Origin of the sequence: Streptomyces sp. NPDC050759 (assembly GCF_044456945.1) — a bacterium.
In the GTDB taxonomy this organism is placed as follows: domain Bacteria; phylum Actinomycetota; class Actinomycetes; order Streptomycetales; family Streptomycetaceae; genus Streptomyces.
Genome location: NZ_JBITGI010000032.1, coordinates 18,705 through 37,870 on the forward strand (window position 1 = coordinate 18,705; position 19,166 = coordinate 37,870).

17 protein-coding genes and 1 pseudogene are annotated in these 19,166 nt (G+C 69.3%); 8 read left to right on the forward strand and 10 right to left on the reverse strand.

The annotated features are described in order from the left end of the window. Window positions 1-115 precede the first annotated feature (115 nt). Window positions 116-862: an SDR family NAD(P)-dependent oxidoreductase gene (locus ACIBJB_RS46550; protein ID WP_398940219.1), complete on the reverse strand. Its 747-nt coding sequence runs from the start codon at window positions 860-862 to the stop codon at window positions 116-118. 334 nt (window positions 863-1,196) lie between these two features. On the opposite strand from ACIBJB_RS46550, the gene ACIBJB_RS46555 reads away from it, so the two are divergent. Both ACIBJB_RS46555 and ACIBJB_RS46560 read left to right on the forward strand, forming a co-directional pair. After that, entirely contained in the window at window positions 1,197-2,906 is a 1,710-nt protein-coding gene (locus ACIBJB_RS46555; protein ID WP_398940220.1) for an MFS transporter, read from the forward strand. Window positions 2,907-3,179: 273 nt separating this feature from the next. Beyond that, a complete protein-coding gene (locus ACIBJB_RS46560; RefSeq protein ID WP_398940221.1) occupies window positions 3,180-3,395 on the forward strand; it encodes a hypothetical protein in 216 nt (71 codons plus the stop codon). A 37-nt stretch (window positions 3,396-3,432) separates the two neighbouring features. Here ACIBJB_RS46560 and ACIBJB_RS46565 read toward each other — a convergent pair whose 3' ends face one another. After that, window positions 3,433-4,212 carry an IclR family transcriptional regulator gene (locus ACIBJB_RS46565; protein WP_398940222.1) on the reverse strand — a complete coding sequence of 260 codons (780 nt, stop codon included), beginning with the start codon at window positions 4,210-4,212 and terminating at the stop codon, window positions 3,433-3,435. 147 nt (window positions 4,213-4,359) lie between these two features. Between ACIBJB_RS46565 and ACIBJB_RS46570 the strand changes: the two genes are divergently transcribed. From ACIBJB_RS46570 to ACIBJB_RS46595, 6 genes are all read left to right on the forward strand, one after another. Further along, on the forward strand, window positions 4,360-5,559 hold the full coding sequence (locus ACIBJB_RS46570) for an FAD-dependent monooxygenase (RefSeq protein ID WP_398940223.1): 1,200 nt from the start codon (window positions 4,360-4,362) through the stop codon (window positions 5,557-5,559). A gap of 203 nt (window positions 5,560-5,762) precedes the next feature. Next, window positions 5,763-7,460 carry a thiamine pyrophosphate-binding protein gene (locus tag ACIBJB_RS46575; RefSeq protein ID WP_398940224.1) on the forward strand — a complete coding sequence of 566 codons (1,698 nt, stop codon included), beginning with the start codon at window positions 5,763-5,765 and terminating at the stop codon, window positions 7,458-7,460. A gap of 47 nt (window positions 7,461-7,507) precedes the next feature. Beyond that, window positions 7,508-8,326, forward strand: a complete 819-nt coding sequence (locus tag ACIBJB_RS46580; RefSeq protein WP_398940225.1) for an SDR family NAD(P)-dependent oxidoreductase — start codon at window positions 7,508-7,510, stop codon at window positions 8,324-8,326. 21 nt (window positions 8,327-8,347) lie between these two features. Further along, a complete protein-coding gene (locus ACIBJB_RS46585; protein ID WP_398940226.1) occupies window positions 8,348-8,899 on the forward strand; it encodes a VOC family protein in 552 nt (183 codons plus the stop codon). 214 nt (window positions 8,900-9,113) lie between these two features. Next, window positions 9,114-10,445, forward strand: coding sequence for a sensor histidine kinase (locus ACIBJB_RS46590; RefSeq protein WP_398940267.1), 1,332 nt, complete (start codon window positions 9,114-9,116; stop codon window positions 10,443-10,445). Between the two features lie 7 nt (window positions 10,446-10,452). Beyond that, window positions 10,453-11,133: a response regulator gene (locus ACIBJB_RS46595; protein WP_398940227.1), complete on the forward strand. Its 681-nt coding sequence runs from the start codon at window positions 10,453-10,455 to the stop codon at window positions 11,131-11,133. Window positions 11,134-11,175: 42 nt separating this feature from the next. On the opposite strand, the pseudogene ACIBJB_RS46600 reads toward ACIBJB_RS46595, so the two are convergent. The 8 genes and pseudogenes from ACIBJB_RS46600 to ACIBJB_RS46635 all read right to left on the reverse strand — a co-directional run. After that, window positions 11,176-11,814, reverse strand: a pseudogene (locus tag ACIBJB_RS46600) (phosphatase PAP2 family protein); the annotation flags it as partial. 107 nt (window positions 11,815-11,921) lie between these two features. Further along, window positions 11,922-12,860, reverse strand: coding sequence for a dioxygenase (locus ACIBJB_RS46605; RefSeq protein ID WP_398940228.1), 939 nt, complete (start codon window positions 12,858-12,860; stop codon window positions 11,922-11,924). A gap of 11 nt (window positions 12,861-12,871) precedes the next feature. After that, the gene (locus ACIBJB_RS46610; RefSeq protein WP_398940229.1) at window positions 12,872-13,927 is read right to left on the reverse strand and encodes a maleylacetate reductase; all 1,056 of its coding nucleotides are present in this window, start codon (window positions 13,925-13,927) and stop codon (window positions 12,872-12,874) included. Further along, entirely contained in the window at window positions 13,924-14,523 is a 600-nt protein-coding gene (locus tag ACIBJB_RS46615) for a nuclear transport factor 2 family protein (protein WP_398940230.1), read from the reverse strand. Before ACIBJB_RS46615 ends, ACIBJB_RS46610 begins: the two co-directional genes overlap by 4 nt. Before the next feature lie 237 nt (window positions 14,524-14,760). Continuing rightward, window positions 14,761-16,251 (reverse strand): aldehyde dehydrogenase, encoded by a 1,491-nt coding sequence (locus tag ACIBJB_RS46620; RefSeq protein WP_398940231.1) that lies wholly within the window; start codon window positions 16,249-16,251, stop codon window positions 14,761-14,763. A 143-nt stretch (window positions 16,252-16,394) separates the two neighbouring features. Beyond that, window positions 16,395-16,799, reverse strand: coding sequence for a nuclear transport factor 2 family protein (locus ACIBJB_RS46625; protein WP_398940232.1), 405 nt, complete (start codon window positions 16,797-16,799; stop codon window positions 16,395-16,397). Continuing rightward, complete coding sequence (locus ACIBJB_RS46630; protein WP_398940234.1) at window positions 16,796-17,758, reverse strand: PDR/VanB family oxidoreductase; 963 nt, start codon at window positions 17,756-17,758, stop codon at window positions 16,796-16,798. Before ACIBJB_RS46630 ends, ACIBJB_RS46625 begins: the two co-directional genes overlap by 4 nt. A gap of 9 nt (window positions 17,759-17,767) precedes the next feature. Then, entirely contained in the window at window positions 17,768-19,066 is a 1,299-nt protein-coding gene (locus ACIBJB_RS46635) for a Rieske 2Fe-2S domain-containing protein (RefSeq protein ID WP_398940235.1), read from the reverse strand. Window positions 19,067-19,166 lie beyond the last annotated feature (100 nt).

The window sequence follows — 19,166 nt, forward strand, 5'->3', positions numbered from 1 at the left end:
CGCGCACCGCCCTTGCGAGCATCGCGGCACACAGGACGCGACCGTGGAAGAACTCACGATCGGGTGATCTCGTCGCTCTCCCGTGCGGATCAGCGGTTCGTTCCGAAGGGACCTCTCAGCGGCGCGTGCTTCCGCCGTCCGCGACGACGATCTGCCCCGTGATGAACGCGGAATCGTCGGAGGCGAGAAATGCCACGACACCCGAGACGTCGGCCGGCATCTGCACCCGCTTGATGTCCTGCATCTGCACGGTCTGCTCGAAGAAGAACTCGTTCGTCTTCCCCGCGGCTGTGGCCGTCCGGACCAGGCTCGCCGCGACGCCGTTGACGGTGATGTGGTGAGCGGCGAGGTTCGCCGCCAGGACGGAGGTGAGTCCGTTCAGCGCGCCCTTGGCGGAGACATAGGAGACGAAGGGCGGCGGCGGAGTCCAGTAGCTCGACGACGTGATGTTGATGATCCGTCCCGCCCCGGACTCCTTGAGATCCGGCAGGAACGCCCTGGAGGCCAGGAAGGGACCGTCCACGTTGACGGCGAAAGTACGACGCCACTCGTCGAAGGTCACGTGGTCGATGTCGGCGAGCAGAACGACGGCCGCGTTGTTCACCAGGATGTCGGCCGCGCCGAGTTCACGTCGGACGCGGGCGGCGAACTCCTGGACCGCGTCCTCGTCCGAGACGTCGACCTTGTCGCTGAAGAACCGCTGACCGGTCCGCGTGACGAGGTCCCGCGTCTCGTCGGCCGGATCGATGTCCGCTACGGCGATGTCCGCGCCCTCCGCCGCGAGCCTGCGGGCGATCTCCTGCCCGATGCCCGTACTGCCCCCGGTCACTACGGCGATCCTGCCCGTCAGTCTCCCAGCCATGTGTCACCACTCCCTCCGGGCGGCCACGGCATGGCCGTCCTGCAGGGATGGTGCGCTTCGGGACCGCGGATCAGCGGCGGCTTGTCCGTCCAATGAACATGACCGTTGAGCGTGACGGGGGTCACTCCTAGCTTGACGCTGCTCGGCCGGTCGCCATCGCGCCGAGCAGCCTTCTGAATCAGGTCCGGTGGATGGGCGACGCGGAGACACTCCGCGAGCTCAGAGGCGGTACGGCAGCGGTGTTGCCGGGATGACCGCGACAACAAGCACCCACAGCAGGGTCCGGCAGCGGACGCCGGTTCCCGCAGCAGCGCTTCGCACCAAGGAGTCGTCCATGGTCCAGATCGATTCACCCAAGGCGGCAGAGGGAGAGGGGGGCAGATACACCCTGACCCCGGGCACCCTGGCCGCGGTGGTCCTCGCCGTGTGCCTCGCGCAGATGGCCCTTGCCGTCCCCTCGCTCATCAACGGGCTGATCCAGCAGGACCTCGCGCCGTCCTCGGCCCAACTGACATGGGTCACCGACGCCTTCATGCTTCCCGTGGCCGCACTGGAACTGGGCTTCGGCGTGTTCGGTGACCTGTTCGGCCGTAAGCGTCTGCTCGTGGGGGGCGCCGCGCTCATCGCGGTCGGCTCGACGCTCGCGGTCCTGGTGCCGGGTTCGGGATACTCGACCGACACCCGGGTGTCGTTGTTGATCCTCGCCCAGGTTCTCAGCGGCATCGGGGCCGCGGCCATCTTCCCGACGAGCCTCGCCATGGTGGCGGCCGGCACGCACACCACCGCCACCCGCGCGCGGGGCGTGGCGGTCTGGGCCGCCGCGCTGTCGATCGGCGGCTTCCTCGGACCGCTGCTTGCAGGCCTCTCCACCAAGATCCACAGCGGCTGGGCCGGGAACGCGAACTGGCGCTGGGCCTACGTCGGTGTCCTGGTGATCGCCGCGGTGAGCGCCCTGTTGTCGCTGGCCTTCGCCCGCAACTCCTCCGCGCCCGAGGGCCGGTCCCTCGACTGGCCGGGGCAGATCACCTCCGCACTCGGCCTGTTCGCTCTCCTCTACGCCGTGATCCAGGGCTCCGAGAGCGGCTGGGGAAGCCCGCAGATCGTCATCGCGTTCCTCGCCGCGGCCCTGCTCCTCGTGCTGTTCGTCTTCGTGGAGAACCGGGCGGACGCGCCGCTCCTTCTCCTGAGCGTGTTCAAGAACCGGGCGTTCGCCGTGAACTCGGTGGTCACCGTGATCGGGATGTTCGGCTTCCTCGCGATCATGTACTCCACCAGTATCCGCCTCACCGTCGTCCAGGGAATCAGCCCGCTGAAGGCCTCCGTCGCCTACCTCTTCTTCGGCGGCATCGGCCTCGTTCAGCTGCCCCTCACCTCCAAGCTGCTCGAGCGGTACAACCCCCGGTGGGTGCTCTTCACCGGCCTGGTCCTCATCGGCTCCAGCGGGCTGTGGTTCGCGGGCGTTCCGACGAGCGATCGGACAATTACCGCCATCGTCGGCCCGTTGATCCTCGCCGGCGTCGGTTCGGCACTCGCCTTCGCCGCCATCAGCGCGGTCGCGGTCAACACGCTGCCCAACCACCTCGCCGGCATGGCCAGCGGTGCCACGAGCACATTCCGGGACCTCGGGTTCGCGCTCGGCCCCGCGATCATGGGCGCTGTCGCGCTGAGCCAGGCCGCCAAGGAAATCTCCCGCAACCTGGCCGACAATCCCGGCCTGAGCAAGGCTTACGCGGCATTCCAGGCCGCCCCGGCCCATGCTCCCGCGGATCAGAAACCGCAGTTGGAGGCGGCGGTGCACGCCGTGGGTTCGGGCCCGCTCGGCGCCAACTCGGTGCCGGGCAGCATCACTTCGCCGGACGGTCACGTCATCCCCTTCAACCCGCTCAAGGACGTCGCTTTCCACGCCCTCAGCAGCAGTTACTCCCTGGCCTTCGTCCTCGGTGGCGTGGCCGCCCTGGTGGCGGCGGCGCTCACCCTCGTGGGCGGGCCCGGCGGTGTGGACCAGGCGCATCTCGACGACGACCCGCACACCCTCGACGGCTGACCGCCCTACGAACACGCCGGCGCCGGGACAGCCGGAGCGCTCGCCGCGACTCCTCGAAAGCGATGGTTGCGGCGGGCCACGGCGTACGAAAGACAACGATCAACAGACACACTCGGACGGGAGTCGCACGATGACCACGACACACCCGGGGACGAGCAGGAACGACGTCCGGAAGCCGGCCACGGTCGCCGAGGCGGAGGACGCGTGGTTCGTCGCGATCACGAAAGGCGACGAGGAACAGCGTGCGGGTGCTTCCTCGGCTACAACGCGTCCATGGGAGCCACCGTCGAGGCCGAGAGCAGCGAGGTGACCTGTCGGGAGCGGGGCGGACGAGCCATCGTGACGTGCTTCCAGAGGATGCGCATCCGGCGCCTTCCCGACCTGCCGCCGTTCCTGGTCCAGGCCGTGGCCACCCGGGTGTGGTTCTCGACCGACGAGGGACGGCGCCCGGGCCACATGCAGCTCTCCCGGCGGCAACCGTCGGCATGACGCGCATGACGTGCCGGTTTCCCCGCCCCGCGAGAGGTCACGAGGTGCGAATCGGGATGCCCGGCCGCCAGCCGAGACTCCTGGACAACCCCAGTCCGCTCGCGACCAGCGAGGGAACGGCCGCCTGCAGTTTGATCGAGCCCGCGGCCACCACGACGGACAGCGCCGCGACGACTTTGCCGTGGCCGTCGACGATGCGCGTCGCGACCGACTCGGCACCTTGGCTCAGCTCTTCCTTGACGACAACCGTTCCGGTCGAGCGACAGGACGCGAGCTGGCCACGGAGTTCGGCCGGGTCCACGATCGTTCTGGGAGTGAAGCGTCGCAGTCTTCCGGCCAGCACCTCGTCGATGAACGCCGGGCTGCTGTGGCTCAGCAGTACCTTGCCGACGCCTGAGCAGTGCAGGGGCAGCTGGCCGCCGATCTGTGACGTCAGACCGACGGCGTTCACGGCCGACAAGCGCTCGATGATCACGGCCTGGTCGCCCTGGAGCACAGCCAGCTGCACATGCTGGCGAAGCGCCGTGTACAGGTCCTCCACGAACGGCTGCGCGGCGCTGCGCAGCGTCTCGGCACGTGGTGCGAGGGTCCCGAGGCGCCACAGCGGCAGGCCGATCGCGAACCGGTTGTCGCTGGTCCGTTCCAGCGCGCCCGCCTCCACGAGTTCGAGCGTCAGGCGCCTGGCCGTGGCGTGCGGCATGCCCGTGCGCCGGACCAGGTCGGCGAGGGTCAGCTCGGTGTTGTGGGGGTCAAAGGCGAACAGCAGATCCCAGAGCCGGGAGCTGACAGTGCGTCCTGGCTCGTTCGCACGAGGCATGGGCCTCTCCTTCATCCTGCGTGGCGCCGGTGACTCTACCTCCAATGTTCGTTGGATGGATGAAGCTGTTCTTTCAGCGCGTACTTTGCCGAACTCTTGCAGGCAGCCAGTCACCACCTCGACAGAGGCCAACGGGAGTGAAAGAGCATGATGACTACGGAAGCAGGCCCCAGGATCGCCATCCTCGGCGGCGGCATCGGAGGCCTCGCCGCCGCGGCCTTCCTCCGCGACAAGGGCTTCCACAGTGACGTCTACGAGCAGGCCGCAGCCCTCACCGAGGTCGGCGCCGGCCTGGTGATCGCCCCCAACGCCGCCCGCCTGCTCCGGCGTCTCGGCGTGCTGGACCGGTTCATCGAGCGCGCGGTCCAGATGGAGGTCGGGTGGGAGTTCCGGCGCTGGGAGAACGGCACCGTCCTCTCCGCGGAGAACCTCCAGAAGGAGTGCAAACGCCTGTACGGCGAGCACACCTACACCGCCCATCGCGCCGACCTGCTGAATGCCCTGAGGTCGGCCGTCCCCGAGGACTCGCTCCATCTCGGCAGGCGCTGCGTCGCGGTCGAGTTCGAAGGCGACCAGGCGGTGCTCCGGTTCGAGGACGGCGAAACCGTTCGCCCGGACATCCTCATCGGTGCCGACGGAGTCCACTCACGGGTCCGCAGCGCGATCATCGGGCCGACTCAGACCAGGGAGTCGGGCATCTGCGCCTTCCGGGCCCTCGTGCCGGCGAAGGAGGCCCCCGACTTCGCCAGACGGCGCGCCCAGACCCTCTGGATCGGCCCCGACCGCCACCTCGTGCACTACCCGGTCTCCGGCGGCGACTACGTCAACCTCGTGGCCTTCGCCCCGGCCGGGGTGAGCAGCGTCGAGTCGTGGACGGCCACCGCGACGCTCGGGGAACTGCTCGACGAGTTCGCCGGCTGGGATCCGCGTCTGGTGGATCTGATCAGCGCCGCAGACACGCCGGGACGCTGGGCGTTGCTCGACCGTGAGCCGCTGGATCACTGGAACCGCGGAAACGCGACCCTGCTGGGTGACGCCGCCCACCCGATGTTCCCGTTCTTCGCCCAGGGCGCCGCCCAGGCGATCGAGGACGGCGCCGTCCTGGCCCTCTGTCTCGCGGAGGACCCGGACGACCCGATCGCCGCGCTGGGGCGCTACGAAGGGCTCCGTCGACACCGCACGGCACGCCTGCAGGAGATCTCCCACGCACGGTCCCACATCAACCACCTTCCGGACGGCCCCGAGCAGCAGGCCCGCGACCTGGCGTACTCGCAGGCCGACCCGCTCAGGGCCAACGGCTGGATCTACGAGTACGACCCCGAGGTCGCTGTCTCGGCCTCGGTGTGAACCAGCCCCGACGCTCCGGCCCGGCGAAGGCCGACGAGGTCTCGACCTTCCCTGCCGAACAAGGGGATGACCATCCAACGAACACGGCCGTTGCCGTCCCCCGGACCACACCCGAGACTCCGGTACGCACAGCCCGTGACATGGCCCTGTTCCCGATGACTTCTGTCCAATCCCTGAGTACGTCCCGAAGGGCGGATCACCCAATGGCACCCGCAACCGGTAGTGGGCTCGTCGTGCGCACCCTGCAGCGAGCCGGAGTCAACGTCGCCTTCGGCCTGCCCGGAGCACATATCGACGGCATCCTCCAGGACGCCCTGGATGCCAAGCTCCGGGTCGTCGACGTGCGCCACGAGATGAACGCCGGCCATGCGGCCGAGGGCTATGCGCGCGTCACCGGCAACCTGGGGGTCGCCGTCGTCACGGCCGGCGGCGGTTTCACCAACGTCCTGACCTCTGTCGCCAACGCTCATCTGGACCGAACCCCGGTCCTCTACGTCGTGGGTTCCGGGCCTCTTGAGACGGACCAGGTCAACGACCAGCAGGCCGGCTTCGACCAGGTCGCCATGGCAGCCCCGGTGACGAAGTTCGCGCACCGCGTCACCCGGACCGAGCTGATCCCCCGACTGGTCGCCCAGGCGATCCGCATCGCACAGTCGGAGCCCAAGGGCCCGGTCCTCCTCGACATTCCCTGGGACGTCCTGCGCCAGCAGGTCGACGTCGACGATGTCGAGGACTACCGCATCGCGATCGACGGCACCGGCATCGCCCCCGCCGGCGCCGTCGACCGGATCATCGAGGCGCTCGGCGCCGCCCAGCGGCCGATCGCGCTGGTCGGCAAATCCTTCGTCACCGCCGAGGCACGAGCACAACTGCACGAGTTCGCCGCCCGTACGGGAGTGCCCCTCTTCTCCGACTGGGAGGGCCTCGGGGCGATCGCCGGCTCCGAGCAGCACGTCGGTCTCCTGCAGACCCTGGCCACCGTCCCCGAGGACGAGCGGCCAGACCTGGTGCTTCTGCTGGGGCTTCGCTTCGGAATGGCCACCCAGTTCGGTACGGGCCGACTGCTCCCGAAGAGCGCGCGGCTGTTCCAGATCGACCCCGACGGCCGTGAACTGGGCCGTCTGCAGGACGTCGAACTCGGCATCCAGGCCGACCCGATCGGCACGATCGGCCTGCTGAACGAGCGCCTGGGCGACAGCCCCGTGCCCCCAGGACGCGACGCCTGGCTGGGAACCCTGCGCGACATCTCGGCCACCCGGCGATCCGCTCTCGCCGCCGAAACCGAGGAGCACGAGGACGACGCGATCCACCCGTACCTCGCGGCCCGCACGATCGCGGAGAGCGTCCCCGACAACGCCACCGTGGTCGTCGACGGCGCTCTGACCGAGCTGTGGCTCTCCGAGACGATCGCACTCGCGCCGCTGGCCCACTACCTCGGGCACGGCTACCTCAGCGCGATGGGCAGCAATTTCGGTGTGGCCCTGGGAGCGCAGTACGCGACCCCCGACAAGGCGACGATCCTCGTTACCGGCGACGGCGCCGTCGGCTACAGCCTCGCCGAGTTCGACTCTCTCGTCCGCGCGGGACTCCCGGTCGTCGTGATCGTCCTCAACAACCAAGCCTGGGGTGCCACCCTGCACACCCAGCAGTTCTTCTTCGGACAGGACCGCGTCACCAACAACCGCCTGGAGAACGGCTCCTACAGCGGCGTGGCAAGGGCTCTGGGCGCCGACGGCATCGATGTCACAGAACTCGACCAGCTCCGCCCCGCGATCGAGGCAGCCCTCGCGGCCCGCCGGCCGACGTGCATCGACGTGCGCGTGAGCCTCGCGCCCATTCCCCCGGAGGAGCGCGTCCTGAACGGCGGAGCGCCGTTCGGCGGCATCGAGATCGACGCATGAGCCGCCACTCCTGAATTGCCACTCCTGATCCCCCACGAAGGAGAACCATGAACGACACGACTGACGCCGGAAGCAGCGGCGGGGCCGTCGATGACCGGCGTCATCGTTTCCACGGAAAGACCTGCCTCGTCACCGGCGGCAGCAGAGGCCTGGGTCTGGCGGCCGCCCAGGCCTTCGCGCGCGAGGGCGCACGCGTGGTCATCATCGCGCGGGACCCGGAACAGCTGAAGCTCGCGAGCGATCTGATCGGCGAGGGCACGATCGCCGTGGCGGCCGACCTCTCCTCAGTGGCCGGGATAAAGGCCGCCGTCACGGAGGTCGCCGCGCAGGTCGACCACCTCGATGCCGCCTTCCTCAATGCCGGGCAGGCGGGCATCAAGCGCCTCGACGACATGGACGAAGCCACCTGGGACATGGTGTTCGACACCAACGTCAAGGGCTCGTTCTTCCTCATGCAGGGACTCAGGCCCTTGCTCGCTCCCGGCGGGGCCGTCGTCTTCTGCGGCTCGGCGGCCGGGCGGAGGGCCAGCGCGGGAACCGCCGCCTACGGGACCAGCAAGGCCGCCCTCGAGCACTTGACACGCATCCTCGCCGCCGAAGTCATCGGCGACGGAATCCGGGTCAACATCGTCATTCCGGGCGGCATGAACACCGACATCGCCGCCCGCACGACGGGCCTTCCACCCGGCGGAGCCGACGCCTTCCGGGAGCGGGTCAGGCTCAGCACTCCCATGCTCCGAGAAGGAGAACCGGACGAACTCGCCGACGCCGTGCTCTTCCTGGCCTCGTCCGAAGCCAGCTACATCACGGGCGCGGCCCTCCCGGTGGACGGCGGCGCCACCGGCTTCACCCGCCCGCAGGCGTAGAGACGAGCGAGGACGACCACCATGGAGTTTCCCTTCGGCCAGCCGACCGACGCCATCATCCAGTTCGCGTACACGGTCCCCGACCTCACCGCCGGGATGCGCTGGTGGACCGCCGAACTCGGCGTCGGCCCCTGGTTCGTGAACGAGAGGATCGGCGGCGAGGGCTCCACCTACCGCGGTGAGCCGGGGAAGGCCGAGTTCACCCTCGCCCTCGCCTTCTCGGGGCACATGATGGTCGAGCTCATCCAGACCCTGGACGACGAACCGTCCATCTACAAGGACGCCTACGAACGCCACGGCCACGGCTTCCATCACGTCGCCAAGGCCGTGCCGAACGTCAGAGACGAGGTCGCACGTCGTGAGGCGAGCGGAGCGTCGGTGCTCTTCCACGATCGTGTCCCGGGGGGTGAGGTCTTCATCCTGGAGGCGGGTGAAGACGCCCCGGGCATGATCGAGTTCGTCGAGGACAACGAGACAACTCGGGGAATCTTCGCATCCGTCTGGCGGGCATCGGTCGACTGGGACGGCACGCGTCCTGTGCGCGACTTCGCGGAGTTGCTGCCCGTCCGGTGACCTCGATGCCCGCATCCACAACGGGTGTCGCGTCGCCGGTGCGGATGGGACTTTCGGCAGTGGTCGGACGGTGCCCGATGTCCGTACCGTCACCTCCGTGGACATTGCAACGATCAACGGTGACACGGTGGCCGGAACTGCCTTACCTCGGCGGGCACTTGACCCCAGGGTCGCTCTCACAGCGGCCACCGGGGTGGCTGCCGGTCTGAGCGTGATGAGCCTGTGGTGGGCTGTCCCGGCTGCCGTCGCCGCGTTCCTGGCAGGACGACGGCCTGGGCGGACGGCGCCGACAGCGCTCGCGCTGGTCGCGATTCTCGCGGCCAGTGTGGTGGCCTTGTCCGTCGTTCCCGCTTGGCTGCCCCTGGCCGGCCGGTTTGTGGCGGTGGTGGTTGCCGCCACGATGCTGCCATGGTTCGCGGGCCGTTTCTGGTGCCAGTATCGGCAGCTTGTCCGGGCCGGGTGGGAGCGTGCCGATCAGCTGCAACGCGAGCAGCAACTGATCGTTGATCAAGCCCGGTTGCGTGAACGGGCGCGTATCGCCCAGGACATGCATGACGTACTCGGCCACGACCTGAGCCTGATTGCCCTGTCGGCCGGCGCACTCAAACTCGCGCCGGACCTTGGGGAACACCACCAGAGGGCCGCAGGGGACATTCGAGCCAGAGCCGCGGCCGCGGTGGAGCGTCTCGGGGAGGTGATCGGTGTCCTGCGGGAGGAGACCGACACAACGGCGATGGCCCCCGGCAACTCCAGCATCACAAGTCTGACCTCCGAGGCTTCCGCTGCCGGCCTCGCGGTGGAGTTGCGCATCGACGGCGAGGCGGACGATCTGCCGCCCGTGGTCGAACGGGCGGCTCACCGGGTCGTGCAGGAGGCTCTCACCAACGTTGCCAAGCACGGGTCCGGTGCGACCGTGACTGTCCATGTGACCCACACGGCAACAGAAACAAAGGTCGTCGTGGAGAACGGCCCGCCCTCGTCTGCGGCCGACCAGCGGCGTCCGCCTCGCAGTGGAGGGCGTGGCCTGATCGGTCTCGAAGAACGTGTGCGGTTGACCGGCGGTTCGTTCGACCACGGTCCGCGCGACGGGGGTTACGCAGTCGTCGCGCGTATCCCGCACACACCCTCGCCACCGCCGCCGCTCGTGCCGTCAGCCTCTCGTGGTGACGCGTTGCCGCAGGAACATCGCCGCGCTCGGCGCCGGGCCGGCCGGGCCCTGGTCGCCGCCGTCATGGTGCCCCTCGTGACGGGAGCATTGCTGAGCGCGGCTCTCATGGGCTGGGAGACGCTGTCGGCGGCACAGTCGGTCCTGGACCCCCGCGACTATGCCCGCCTTCATGTGGGGCAAGATCGTGCCGAGGTGGAGCGTTTCCTGCCGGATCGGCAGACGAACCACCGACCGCTGACTGCCGAGCCGACGGGAGACGGCACAACGTGCGAGTACTACGCGATGACGGCCAACCGGTTCGACGACCGGTCCGGCGACGCCTACCAACTGTGTTTCCGGCAGGGCACCCTGGTGTCCCTGGACACGATCACCCCGTGAGCGTTCGATGATCCGGGTGCTGATCGCCGACGACGAGCCGATGATCCGCGCGGGGGTACGCGCCGTTCTCGCCACGGATCCGGACATCGAAGTCGTCGCCGAGGCCGTCGACGGGCACGACGCCGTGGAACTGGTCCGCCGCCATCGTCCCGCGGTGGCCGTTCTCGATATCCGTATGCCGGGACTCAACGGCATCGACGCCGCCGCGGAGATCCACACCACAATGCCGACCACGAGCGTCATCATGTTGACGACCTTCGGTGAGGACGACTACATCCTCAAGGCGCTCGGTGGTGGTGCGGCGGGCTTCCTGATCAAGTCGGGCGAGCCGGAGGAACTGATCACCGGAGTCCGCGCGGTGGCCGAAGGCGCCGCCTATCTGTCACCGAAGGTCGCGGCCCGGGTCATCGCGCACCTCGCGGCGACGGGCGTGGGCACCCTGGCCGGTCGGCGTTCCGCCGCCCGGCATCGGGTCGCCGCCCTCACCACCCGGGAAAGGGAGGTACTTGCCTTTGTCGGAAGCGGCCTGTCCAACGGGCAGATCGCCCGGCGGCTCCACGTGGTGGAGGGAACGGTCAAGGCCCATGTGAGTTCCATCCTGGCCAGGCTGGGCGTCGACAACCGGGCCGCCGCCGCGGTGGTGGCCCACGAGGCCGGGATCATTCCGCCTCAGCCTTCCCAGCCGTGATGCCGCCACCTGGGCAACGGGCAGGAGCGCGAGCAGCACCGCCGCCACGACAGCGCCGCCGAGCGTCGCGCCGGCGAGCACATCGTGCGGGTAATGAACCCCCACCAGCACGCGCAGCAGCGCGGCGGCCCCGGCCACGGGCAGCGTGATCCAGGCGAGGCGGGGCCGCAGCACGGCAAGACCGACGGCCAGGCCGGCGGCAAGGGTGGCGTGGTTGCTGGGGAATGACCAGTCTCCTGGCCCTGGGCATTCCGCGACGGCTTCGGCGCCCGCGTGTACCGCACGGCAAGGACGCTCCTCGTCCACTACGAGCTTCACCGCTTCGCTCACCGCGTACGCAGCGAAGGTGCCGACGCCGGTCAGCACGGACCCGGCAATCCCCCGTGTGTCCTTGCGGCGGATTGCCGTCGCCCACATCCAGGCCAGCAACATGCCGAGGATCACGAGGGTGCCCTCCGTGGCCACTTCCAGGAGGGGGCCCAGCCACGACGGTGCATCCTCCGCCGCCCTGGTCACCGACCGGTACACGGATGCCGAAGCGCCACCCGTGACCTCGACCGGACCGGCCTCGCCCAGCCCGCCGGGGGACAGCCAAGTGACGACTCCCGCACCCACGCCCAGGACGGCCAACGCGCCGAGTGGCCGAACGGCCGGGACTTTCCTTCGCGGTTCTTGTTCCATGAGGCCCGAAGGTAGAAGCGGGGGGCCATGGGGAACGCGGGCCGAACGGCAACTCCGGCCCTTGACGATCGTCAGGGTTGACCGCGACGGTCACAGCGGCAGGCAGGTCATGCGCCTGCGGGGGCAAGGACGATGTCGAAGCGCACTCGGCTCCACGTGCCGTCGAGGACGCGGCCGTCGGGTGTCGGCGTACCGGCGGGCTGCCGCTCGAACCTCTTGATCAGTGAGTCCTTCACGCCGAAGACGGTGTCCTTGCGGCCGATGGGATCGCCCTCGGGGAAGATGTGGGTCACCAGCGTGCGCCCCCCTGCGTGGGACACCATGAAATGCAGGTGGGCGGCGCGCAGCGGTGAGCGGCCGACCGCGTCGAGCATCTTGCCGACGGGTCCGTCGTCGGGGATGGGGTACGGCGTCGGGGTGAGGCCCCAGAAGCGGTAGCCGCCGTCGGCCGCCGAGAAGAGGTGCGCCCGGCCTGCGCGCTTGCCGGCCTCGTACTGCACGTCGTAGAGCCCGTCCTCGTCGGCCTCCCAGACCTCGATGAGCGCACCGGCGAGCGGGGTGCCGTCGGTGTCGGTGACGGTGCCCTCGACCCAGCAGGGCTCGCCGGGGGCACCGAAGGCCAGGTCGTCGCCGAGTTCGATGGCGGGGGAGTCCTCGACGAAGAACGGCCCGAAGACAGTGGCCTCAGTGGCGCCCTTGTAGGCCTGGTTGTTGACGTTGATCGTCTGCATGCTCGCGCCGAGGGTGTCGGAGAGCAGGATGAACTCCTGCCGGACCTCGTCGGTGATGTGGCCGGCCTTGGTGAGGAAGTCGATCGCCGTCCCCCACTCCTCCTCGGTCAGCCGGACCTCGCGGATGAAGGAGTGCAGGTGCTTGACCAGGGAGGTCATCAGATCCTGCAGCCGCGGGTCCTGGCAGGCGTCGAAGGAGGCCACGACGTTGTCGACGAGCTGCTGCTCGACCGCCCGCTGCTCCGGCGACACCTCGCGGTAGATCGCGCCGTGAGCACCGGCCTGGGCCGAACCGGGGTTGACGTAGGTAGCCATGACGGCCTCCTTCAGTTGATCGGGTCGCCGGCCCACGCCGCTGTCAGCAGGGCGGTCAGGTTCTCGTCGGTGACGGTGGCCGGGTTGTTGTCGGGGATCGCCTTCGTGATCGGCCCCAGCGCCTTGGCGATGCCGTCCTCGGGCATGCCGTAGTCGCGCAGTGCCCTGGGCGCGTCGAGCACCTCGCGCAGGGCGGCCAGTCCGGTGTCGGCCGTCCGGGAGCCGAATGCCTGGGCGATACGGGCCTCCGCCTCGGGAGCGTGCGGGGCGTTGAAGGCCAGCACGTAGGGCAGTACGACCGCGTGGGTCTGTGCGTGCGGGAGGTTGAACATGCCGCCGAGGACATGGCAGATCTTGTGATGCATCCCGGAGCCCGCCGAGGCGAACGCGACAGCGGCGAGGTAGGCGCCGTACAGCGTCTGCTCGATGCCCTCGACGCCGGTCGAGTCGTCGGCCACCGCCGGCAGCCCGGTGGCGAGTGCGCGGATGCCCTCCTGTGCCAGCGCCCGGTCGATCGGGTCGGCACGCGGTCCCCACATCGAGTCCACGCAGTGCGCCATCGCGTTCAGGCCGCTGGCGACGGTCATCTCGCCGGGCAGGGAGGTGAGCAGAGCGGCGTCATAGACGACCGATGCGGGCAGCACCTTGTCGTCCACGCCGGTGGTCTTGGTCTCACCTTCGGTCAGTCCCCACACGTTGGTCGCCTCGGAGCCCGCGTAGGTGGTGGGTACGGCGACGATCGGCAGCCCTGTGGTCAGCGCCACGGCCTTCGCCAGCCCCGTGGTCGAGCCGCCGCCGACGCTGACCAGGATGTCCGCGTCGGCGTCGACCGCCGTCCGCAGGGCTCGCCCCGCGACCTCGACCGGTACGTGCATCACGACCTCCTCGTGACGCAGCACGACCGGGATCTCCTTGGCGATCGGATCGGCCAGCTCCTTCTCGCGGTCCGACGCGATCAACATCACCTTGGAGCCGCCGAGTGCCTCGACCTCCGCCGCCACGGCGGCGGGTGACTCTCCGGCCGCGAACACCACCCGCTGGGGAAGGGTCGCGTGGGTGAACTTCATCGGGCCTCCGCCAGCCATTGCTTGCCCTCGCCGTAGAGCTGCTCGACCGCTGTGCCGGTGAGACCGGGAAGCCCGTCCTTCACCGTGAAACCCGCCTTGGTCTGCAGGTAGCCCAAGTGCCGGTAGCCGGTCGGAAACCGGTTCAGCAGTTCGGGGTCCAAGGTCAGCGAGGCAGCCGGGTCCACGACGTCGATCCGGTCCTTCTCGTAGATCGGCTGCCGGCGCACGAGGGTCCAGCGACCCTCGTGGCGGGAGAGGAAATCGTAGAAGCGGCCGGTGCAGACGACATCGACCTCGACGCCGTCGACGCTTGCGCGCTGATTGATCGTCATCTTCGTCTGGGCAACGGCCCGGTCGCCGACGATGTCCGCGGTGTGGCCACCCAGGAAGTGCAGGATGCTGACGCCGTTCTCGAAGCCCTCACGACTGGCCTTGATGAAGTCGGTGGCGCTTCCCTGGAACCAGGTGGCGCTCATCCAGCCGTCGCGCGGATGCCAGACCGTGGCGAAGCGGGCCCAGTCCCCGGCATCGCGCCACAGCGCCCAGTTCTCGATGAGTTGCCGTATCTCGTGGCGGTCGTTGTCGGCCTGCGACATTGTTGACTCCTCGGAGAGGTGGAGGCCCCTGGTACCAGGGGCCTCGTCAGACGGACCGGAAGAACTCCTCGAGCTCGCGGTCGAGCCGCTGGGAGGCCTCTGTATCTCGGGCGTCCGCCAGCCATGCCGCTCCCAACGCCGGGCTGAAGGCCGCGGCAAGGCCCCACAGCCAGGGGAGCAGGGGCCGGGGGCGCGACGCACGCCGTGTCACGTGCGCCGTACGAGTTCGCCGCATCCTCAGATGGGGTAGTGGCGGGATCCGGACTGGATGGTGATCCAGCGCAGTTCGGTGAACTCCTCCAGTGCGGCGCGGGAGCCGAAGCGGCCCCAGCCGCTGGCGCCGACGCCGCCGAAGGGCATCTGGGGTTCGTCGTGCACGGTGGCACCGTTGATGTGGCAGATGCCCGACTTGATGCGGCGGGCCACGTCGAGCGCGGCGGCCGCGTCCTTGCCGAAGACCGCGGCGGAGAGTCCGTACTCGGTGTCGTTGGCCACCGTGACGGCTTCGTCGGTCGAGTCCACCTCGATGATCGAGACCACCGGTCCGAAGGTCTCCTCGGTGTAGATGCGCATGTCCGGCGTGACCCCGCGCAGCACGGTGGGGTGCACGAACAGGCCGTCGGCCGTGCCGCCCGCCAGGACCTGCGCGCCCTTGGCGCGGGCGTCCTCGATCAGCGCGACCACGTGGTCGCGGGCGGCGTCGTGGACTAGCGGACCGATCTGTGAGGCGGGGTCGCTCGGGGGTCCGACGACGAGCTTGGCGGCACGCTCGGCCAGGCGGGAGGAGAGCTCGTCGGCGACCGTCCTGTCGACGATGACGCGCTCGGTCGACATGCAGATCTCGCCCTGGTTCATGAAGGCACCGAAGCTGGCCGCGGCGGCGGCCTCCTCCAGATCGGCGTCGGGGAGGACCAGGAAGGGCGCCTTGCCGCCGAGTTCGAGCACGACACGGGTGAGGTGGCGGCCGCCGAGTTCGCCGATGATGCGGCCGACACGGCTGGAGCCGGTGAAGTTCACGCGGGTCACGGCGCGGTGGGCGATCAGCGCCTCGACGATGCTCGGGCCGTCCTCGGGCGCGTTGCTGATGAGGTTGACCGCTCCTGCGGGTACGCCGGCGTCATGCAGCACCTGGACGATGGCGGCCTGGGTGAGGGGTGTCTGCTCGGAGGACTTCAGCACCACGGTGTTGCCCCACACCAGCGGCCACACGATGGAACGCACGCCGAGGATCAGCGGCGCGTTCCACGGTGCGATGCCGACTACGACGCCGACCGGCTGACGTACGCCGAGGGCGGTGAGGCCGGGCACGTCCGACGGGATGACCTCGCCGACGGCCGCGTACGCCTGGGCCGCCGCCTCGACGAGCATGCCCTTCGCGACGTGCACGTTGAAGCCGCACCAGGGGAGCGTGGCACCCATCTCGCGGCTCATCGTGGCGACGATGTCGTCGGTGCGCTCGCCGAGCAGGACGGCCGCCCGCTCCAGAACCGACCGGCGCGCGGCCGGCGGGAGGCTCGACCACTCCGGAAGGGCGGCTGCCGCCGCGTCCACCGCGAGGTTGACGTCCTCGACGGAGGCTGCCGCGACCCGCGCGATGGGTTCGCCGGTGAGGGCCTCGGTCGTATGGAAGTAGCGGCCGTCCCTGGCCGCGACGTGCTCGCCCGCGATGAGGAGGTCGCTGGTCCGGACCGCGCCGGATGTGGGTGCCTCGGTCTCAGTGGCTGACATGTGGTGCCTCACCTCTGTAACGGCGGCGATCGCCGCACGAACCATGTACCTCGGACTCTCCATGACCGGCGGCATGCCCTGAACCCTCTTGTCCGTTCATCGAACAGCGGCGTGAGGGTCATGCCGTCGGCCGTTCAGGGACGTCAGACCGGCGGAAAGCGCCTGCCCATGACCATGTGCGCCAAGCGCCAGCCCTCCGGGGTCTCTTCCCAGACCTTCGTCACCACCTCTTGCATCGGGAACGGCGCGATGCTCTCGTCGAGGACGGTGTACATCTCGTGGAAGCACGTGGTGATCGCGGTGTTGCCGCGCACAGTGATCTCGAGTTCCGTGGCCTTCGCGGCGACGGAGCGGCGGCGGGTCACATGGAAGCGGGCCCAGGTCTCCCGGTCGTCGACCTTCCCGACCGGGCCATGGACGACGCGGCTGTCCACGAGCATGAGGGGGATCAACGCTTTCTCGCCCTCGACGAGAGCCACGAGCCATGCGGCCTCTGCCTGCTCGATCGCCTGGACGGCCTCGGTGTGTGCGGGGGACGTGGTGGTCATAGGTCCAGCTCCAGAATCGGTGAGAGTGCTCGTGACGAGCACGTGGTGAACATGCCGTCGGCACGTTCACGGTCGGTCAGGACGTCGTCGCGGTGGTCGGGCTCGCCGGCGAGAACGCGGACGATGCAGTCGCCGCAGATTCCCTGCTGGCAGGAGTAGGGGGCGTCGACGCCGGCCGCGAGCAGGACATCGAGGACGCTCTCGCCGTCCTTGATCTCGAACTCGCCGCCGGTCTTGGCGAGACGCACCGTGAAAGCCCCGCCGGCCGTGTGGGCGGCGGTGTCCTCCACGGGTGCGAAGCGCTCCTTGTGGATCGCTTCGGCAGGCCATCCCGCGCCGCGGGCGGAGGAGATCACGAAGTCCATGAAGCCCCCGGGACCACAGACGTAGAGCGCCGTGTCGGGGTCGGGCGGTCCCAAGTCGGCGGCGATACCGAGGCGTTGCTCCTCCGGGCCGTCGTCGAAGTGGAGCCGCACGCGGGGGTTCTTCTCCAACTCGTCGAGGAACGCCGACTCCGCCCGGCTTCGAGCGCAGTAGTGCAACTCGTACTCCGCGCCCCTGGCTTCCAGCTCGTGCGCCATGGCCAACAGGGGAGTCACGCCGATACCGCCGGCCACCAGCACATGGCGACGTGCCTCGTCCGAGACTCCGAACCTGTTCCGAGGCAGGGATATCCGCAGCCTGTCGCCCTCGCGGAGCCGGTGCATCCCCAGCGAGCCGCCGCGCGACGCCGCCTCGGCCAGCACCGCCAGCCGGTAGCGGGCGCGGTCGTGCGGCGGCCCGCACAGGGAGTACTGCCGGACCAGCCCGGCGGCACCGTCCACCAGTACGTCGACATGGGCCCCGGCGGCGAACTCCGGGAGCTCGACGCCGTCGGGACTGACCAGATCGAGCACCACGATCCGGGAGGTCGCGTCGTGCCGGGCGACCACGATGGTGTCGAGCCACTCGTTGTTCATGGTTCCCGCTCAGATGCCGGCGGCGGCCGGGGCATCGGCGTCGTCGCCCGCCTTGCGCTTGCCGAGGGTGACGAGGCCGGACTCGGTGCGGTGGACCACCGACGGGTCGCGGACGATGTTGATCGGGTCGCGCCCGGCCTCGACGTCGTCGGCCATCGCGAGCAGCATGCGGCGCAGCATGACGACGCCGCGGTCCGAGGTGGCCAGGGTCTCCTCGGAGTCCAGGGTGATCGCTCCCTGCGAGCCCTGGGCCTCCGCGTCACCGGGGAACTTCTGGCGCTCCTCGTCGGTCAGCTCGTGGTTCTGCTTGCCGTTCTGCGTGATGCCGATCACGAAGCCGACCATGCGCTGGGGATCGTTCGTGCGGATCGAGAAGAAGAGGCGGTGGCTGGTGTCGTCGGAGGGTACGACCCACAGCAACTGGTCGGGTCGTTTGTCGGGGGTGACCTTCACGAAGTCGGGCAGGCCGAAGACGTTGGGAAGGTGCTGCTCGACCGCGAAGCCGTACTCGGTGACCTCGCCGTCCTCGCCCTCGACCTCGAACCGCTGGGTGTACTTCAGCCCGTGGTCGGTGCGCTCGTACGTCACACGGTCGGCGATGAGGGACGAGTCGAAGAAGTTCTCGGGATAGCCGCCGGCCTTGCCGGTGCCCATCATCTGGTACCCGCTGTGCGTGGAGTGGAGCCAGGTGACGTGCGTCGGGTCGGCGGAGTTCTCGTAGATGTTGAGCCAGCTGAAGTCGGTCGGCATGCCGGTGATCGCGGCGTGGGGGACCGGCCAGCTGGCGAAGTACTTCTCGTCCTCCGCGGGGTTCTCCAGCACGTCGTAGCGCGGGAGTTCGGGCTTGAGCTCGGGCGGGCCCATGTAGACGAAGACCAGGCCGTAGCGCTCCTCGACGGGGTACCACGGCTGACGGGCGGCGTCGCGCCTGCGCCCGAGGGCCGGCTCGCAGGCCTGCTCGATGCAGCGGCCCTGGACGTCGAACTTCCAGCCGTGGTAGCAGCAGCGGATGCCGTCGTCCTCGACGCGGCCGTAGAAGAGGCTGGCGCCGCGGTGGGTGCAGCGCTCGATCACGACACCGGGGTTGCCCTGCCCGTCCCGGAACACGACCAGGTCCTCGCCCAGCACGCGGGTCTTCTGCGGCAGGGCACCGGCGATGAGCGTCTCGGAGCTGGCGACCGGGTGCCAGTAGCGGCGCAGGGCCTCGCCCATGGGGGTACCGGGTCCCACCTCGCGGAGGCGGGCGTTGTAGGAGGGCTTCGGGCGGCCGTAGGCCGTGCCGGTGTCGACGTCTGAAGTGGTGGTCATCGTTCTGTCTCCCGTGCGGCTCGGGTGCACAGCAGAGGGGGCAATGCAGGGCTGTGGGGGAACACTGCGAGGGCACCGTCGTGCGCGACCTCTAATAGGA

What these genes read in the sequence shown, in the direction of transcription:
- ACIBJB_RS46550 (WP_398940219.1), bottom strand. Translation starts at nt 862, where the DNA reads ATGGCTGGGAGACTGACGGGCAGGATCGCCGTAGTGACCGGGGGCAGT.
- ACIBJB_RS46555 (WP_398940220.1), top strand. Translation starts at nt 1,197, where the DNA reads ATGGTCCAGATCGATTCACCCAAGGCGGCAGAGGGAGAGGGGGGCAGA.
- ACIBJB_RS46560 (WP_398940221.1), top strand. Translation starts at nt 3,180, where the DNA reads ATGGGAGCCACCGTCGAGGCCGAGAGCAGCGAGGTGACCTGTCGGGAG.
- ACIBJB_RS46565 (WP_398940222.1), bottom strand. Translation starts at nt 4,212, where the DNA reads ATGCCTCGTGCGAACGAGCCAGGACGCACTGTCAGCTCCCGGCTCTGG.
- ACIBJB_RS46570 (WP_398940223.1), top strand. Translation starts at nt 4,360, where the DNA reads ATGATGACTACGGAAGCAGGCCCCAGGATCGCCATCCTCGGCGGCGGC.
- ACIBJB_RS46575 (WP_398940224.1), top strand. Translation starts at nt 5,763, where the DNA reads ATGGCACCCGCAACCGGTAGTGGGCTCGTCGTGCGCACCCTGCAGCGA.
- ACIBJB_RS46580 (WP_398940225.1), top strand. Translation starts at nt 7,508, where the DNA reads ATGAACGACACGACTGACGCCGGAAGCAGCGGCGGGGCCGTCGATGAC.
- ACIBJB_RS46585 (WP_398940226.1), top strand. Translation starts at nt 8,348, where the DNA reads ATGGAGTTTCCCTTCGGCCAGCCGACCGACGCCATCATCCAGTTCGCG.
- ACIBJB_RS46590 (WP_398940267.1), top strand. Translation starts at nt 9,114, where the DNA reads ATGAGCCTGTGGTGGGCTGTCCCGGCTGCCGTCGCCGCGTTCCTGGCA.
- ACIBJB_RS46595 (WP_398940227.1), top strand. Translation starts at nt 10,453, where the DNA reads ATGATCCGGGTGCTGATCGCCGACGACGAGCCGATGATCCGCGCGGGG.
- ACIBJB_RS46605 (WP_398940228.1), bottom strand. Translation starts at nt 12,860, where the DNA reads ATGGCTACCTACGTCAACCCCGGTTCGGCCCAGGCCGGTGCTCACGGC.
- ACIBJB_RS46610 (WP_398940229.1), bottom strand. Translation starts at nt 13,927, where the DNA reads ATGAAGTTCACCCACGCGACCCTTCCCCAGCGGGTGGTGTTCGCGGCC.
- ACIBJB_RS46615 (WP_398940230.1), bottom strand. Translation starts at nt 14,523, where the DNA reads ATGTCGCAGGCCGACAACGACCGCCACGAGATACGGCAACTCATCGAG.
- ACIBJB_RS46620 (WP_398940231.1), bottom strand. Translation starts at nt 16,251, where the DNA reads ATGTCAGCCACTGAGACCGAGGCACCCACATCCGGCGCGGTCCGGACC.
- ACIBJB_RS46625 (WP_398940232.1), bottom strand. Translation starts at nt 16,799, where the DNA reads ATGACCACCACGTCCCCCGCACACACCGAGGCCGTCCAGGCGATCGAG.
- ACIBJB_RS46630 (WP_398940234.1), bottom strand. Translation starts at nt 17,758, where the DNA reads ATGAACAACGAGTGGCTCGACACCATCGTGGTCGCCCGGCACGACGCG.
- ACIBJB_RS46635 (WP_398940235.1), bottom strand. Translation starts at nt 19,066, where the DNA reads ATGACCACCACTTCAGACGTCGACACCGGCACGGCCTACGGCCGCCCG.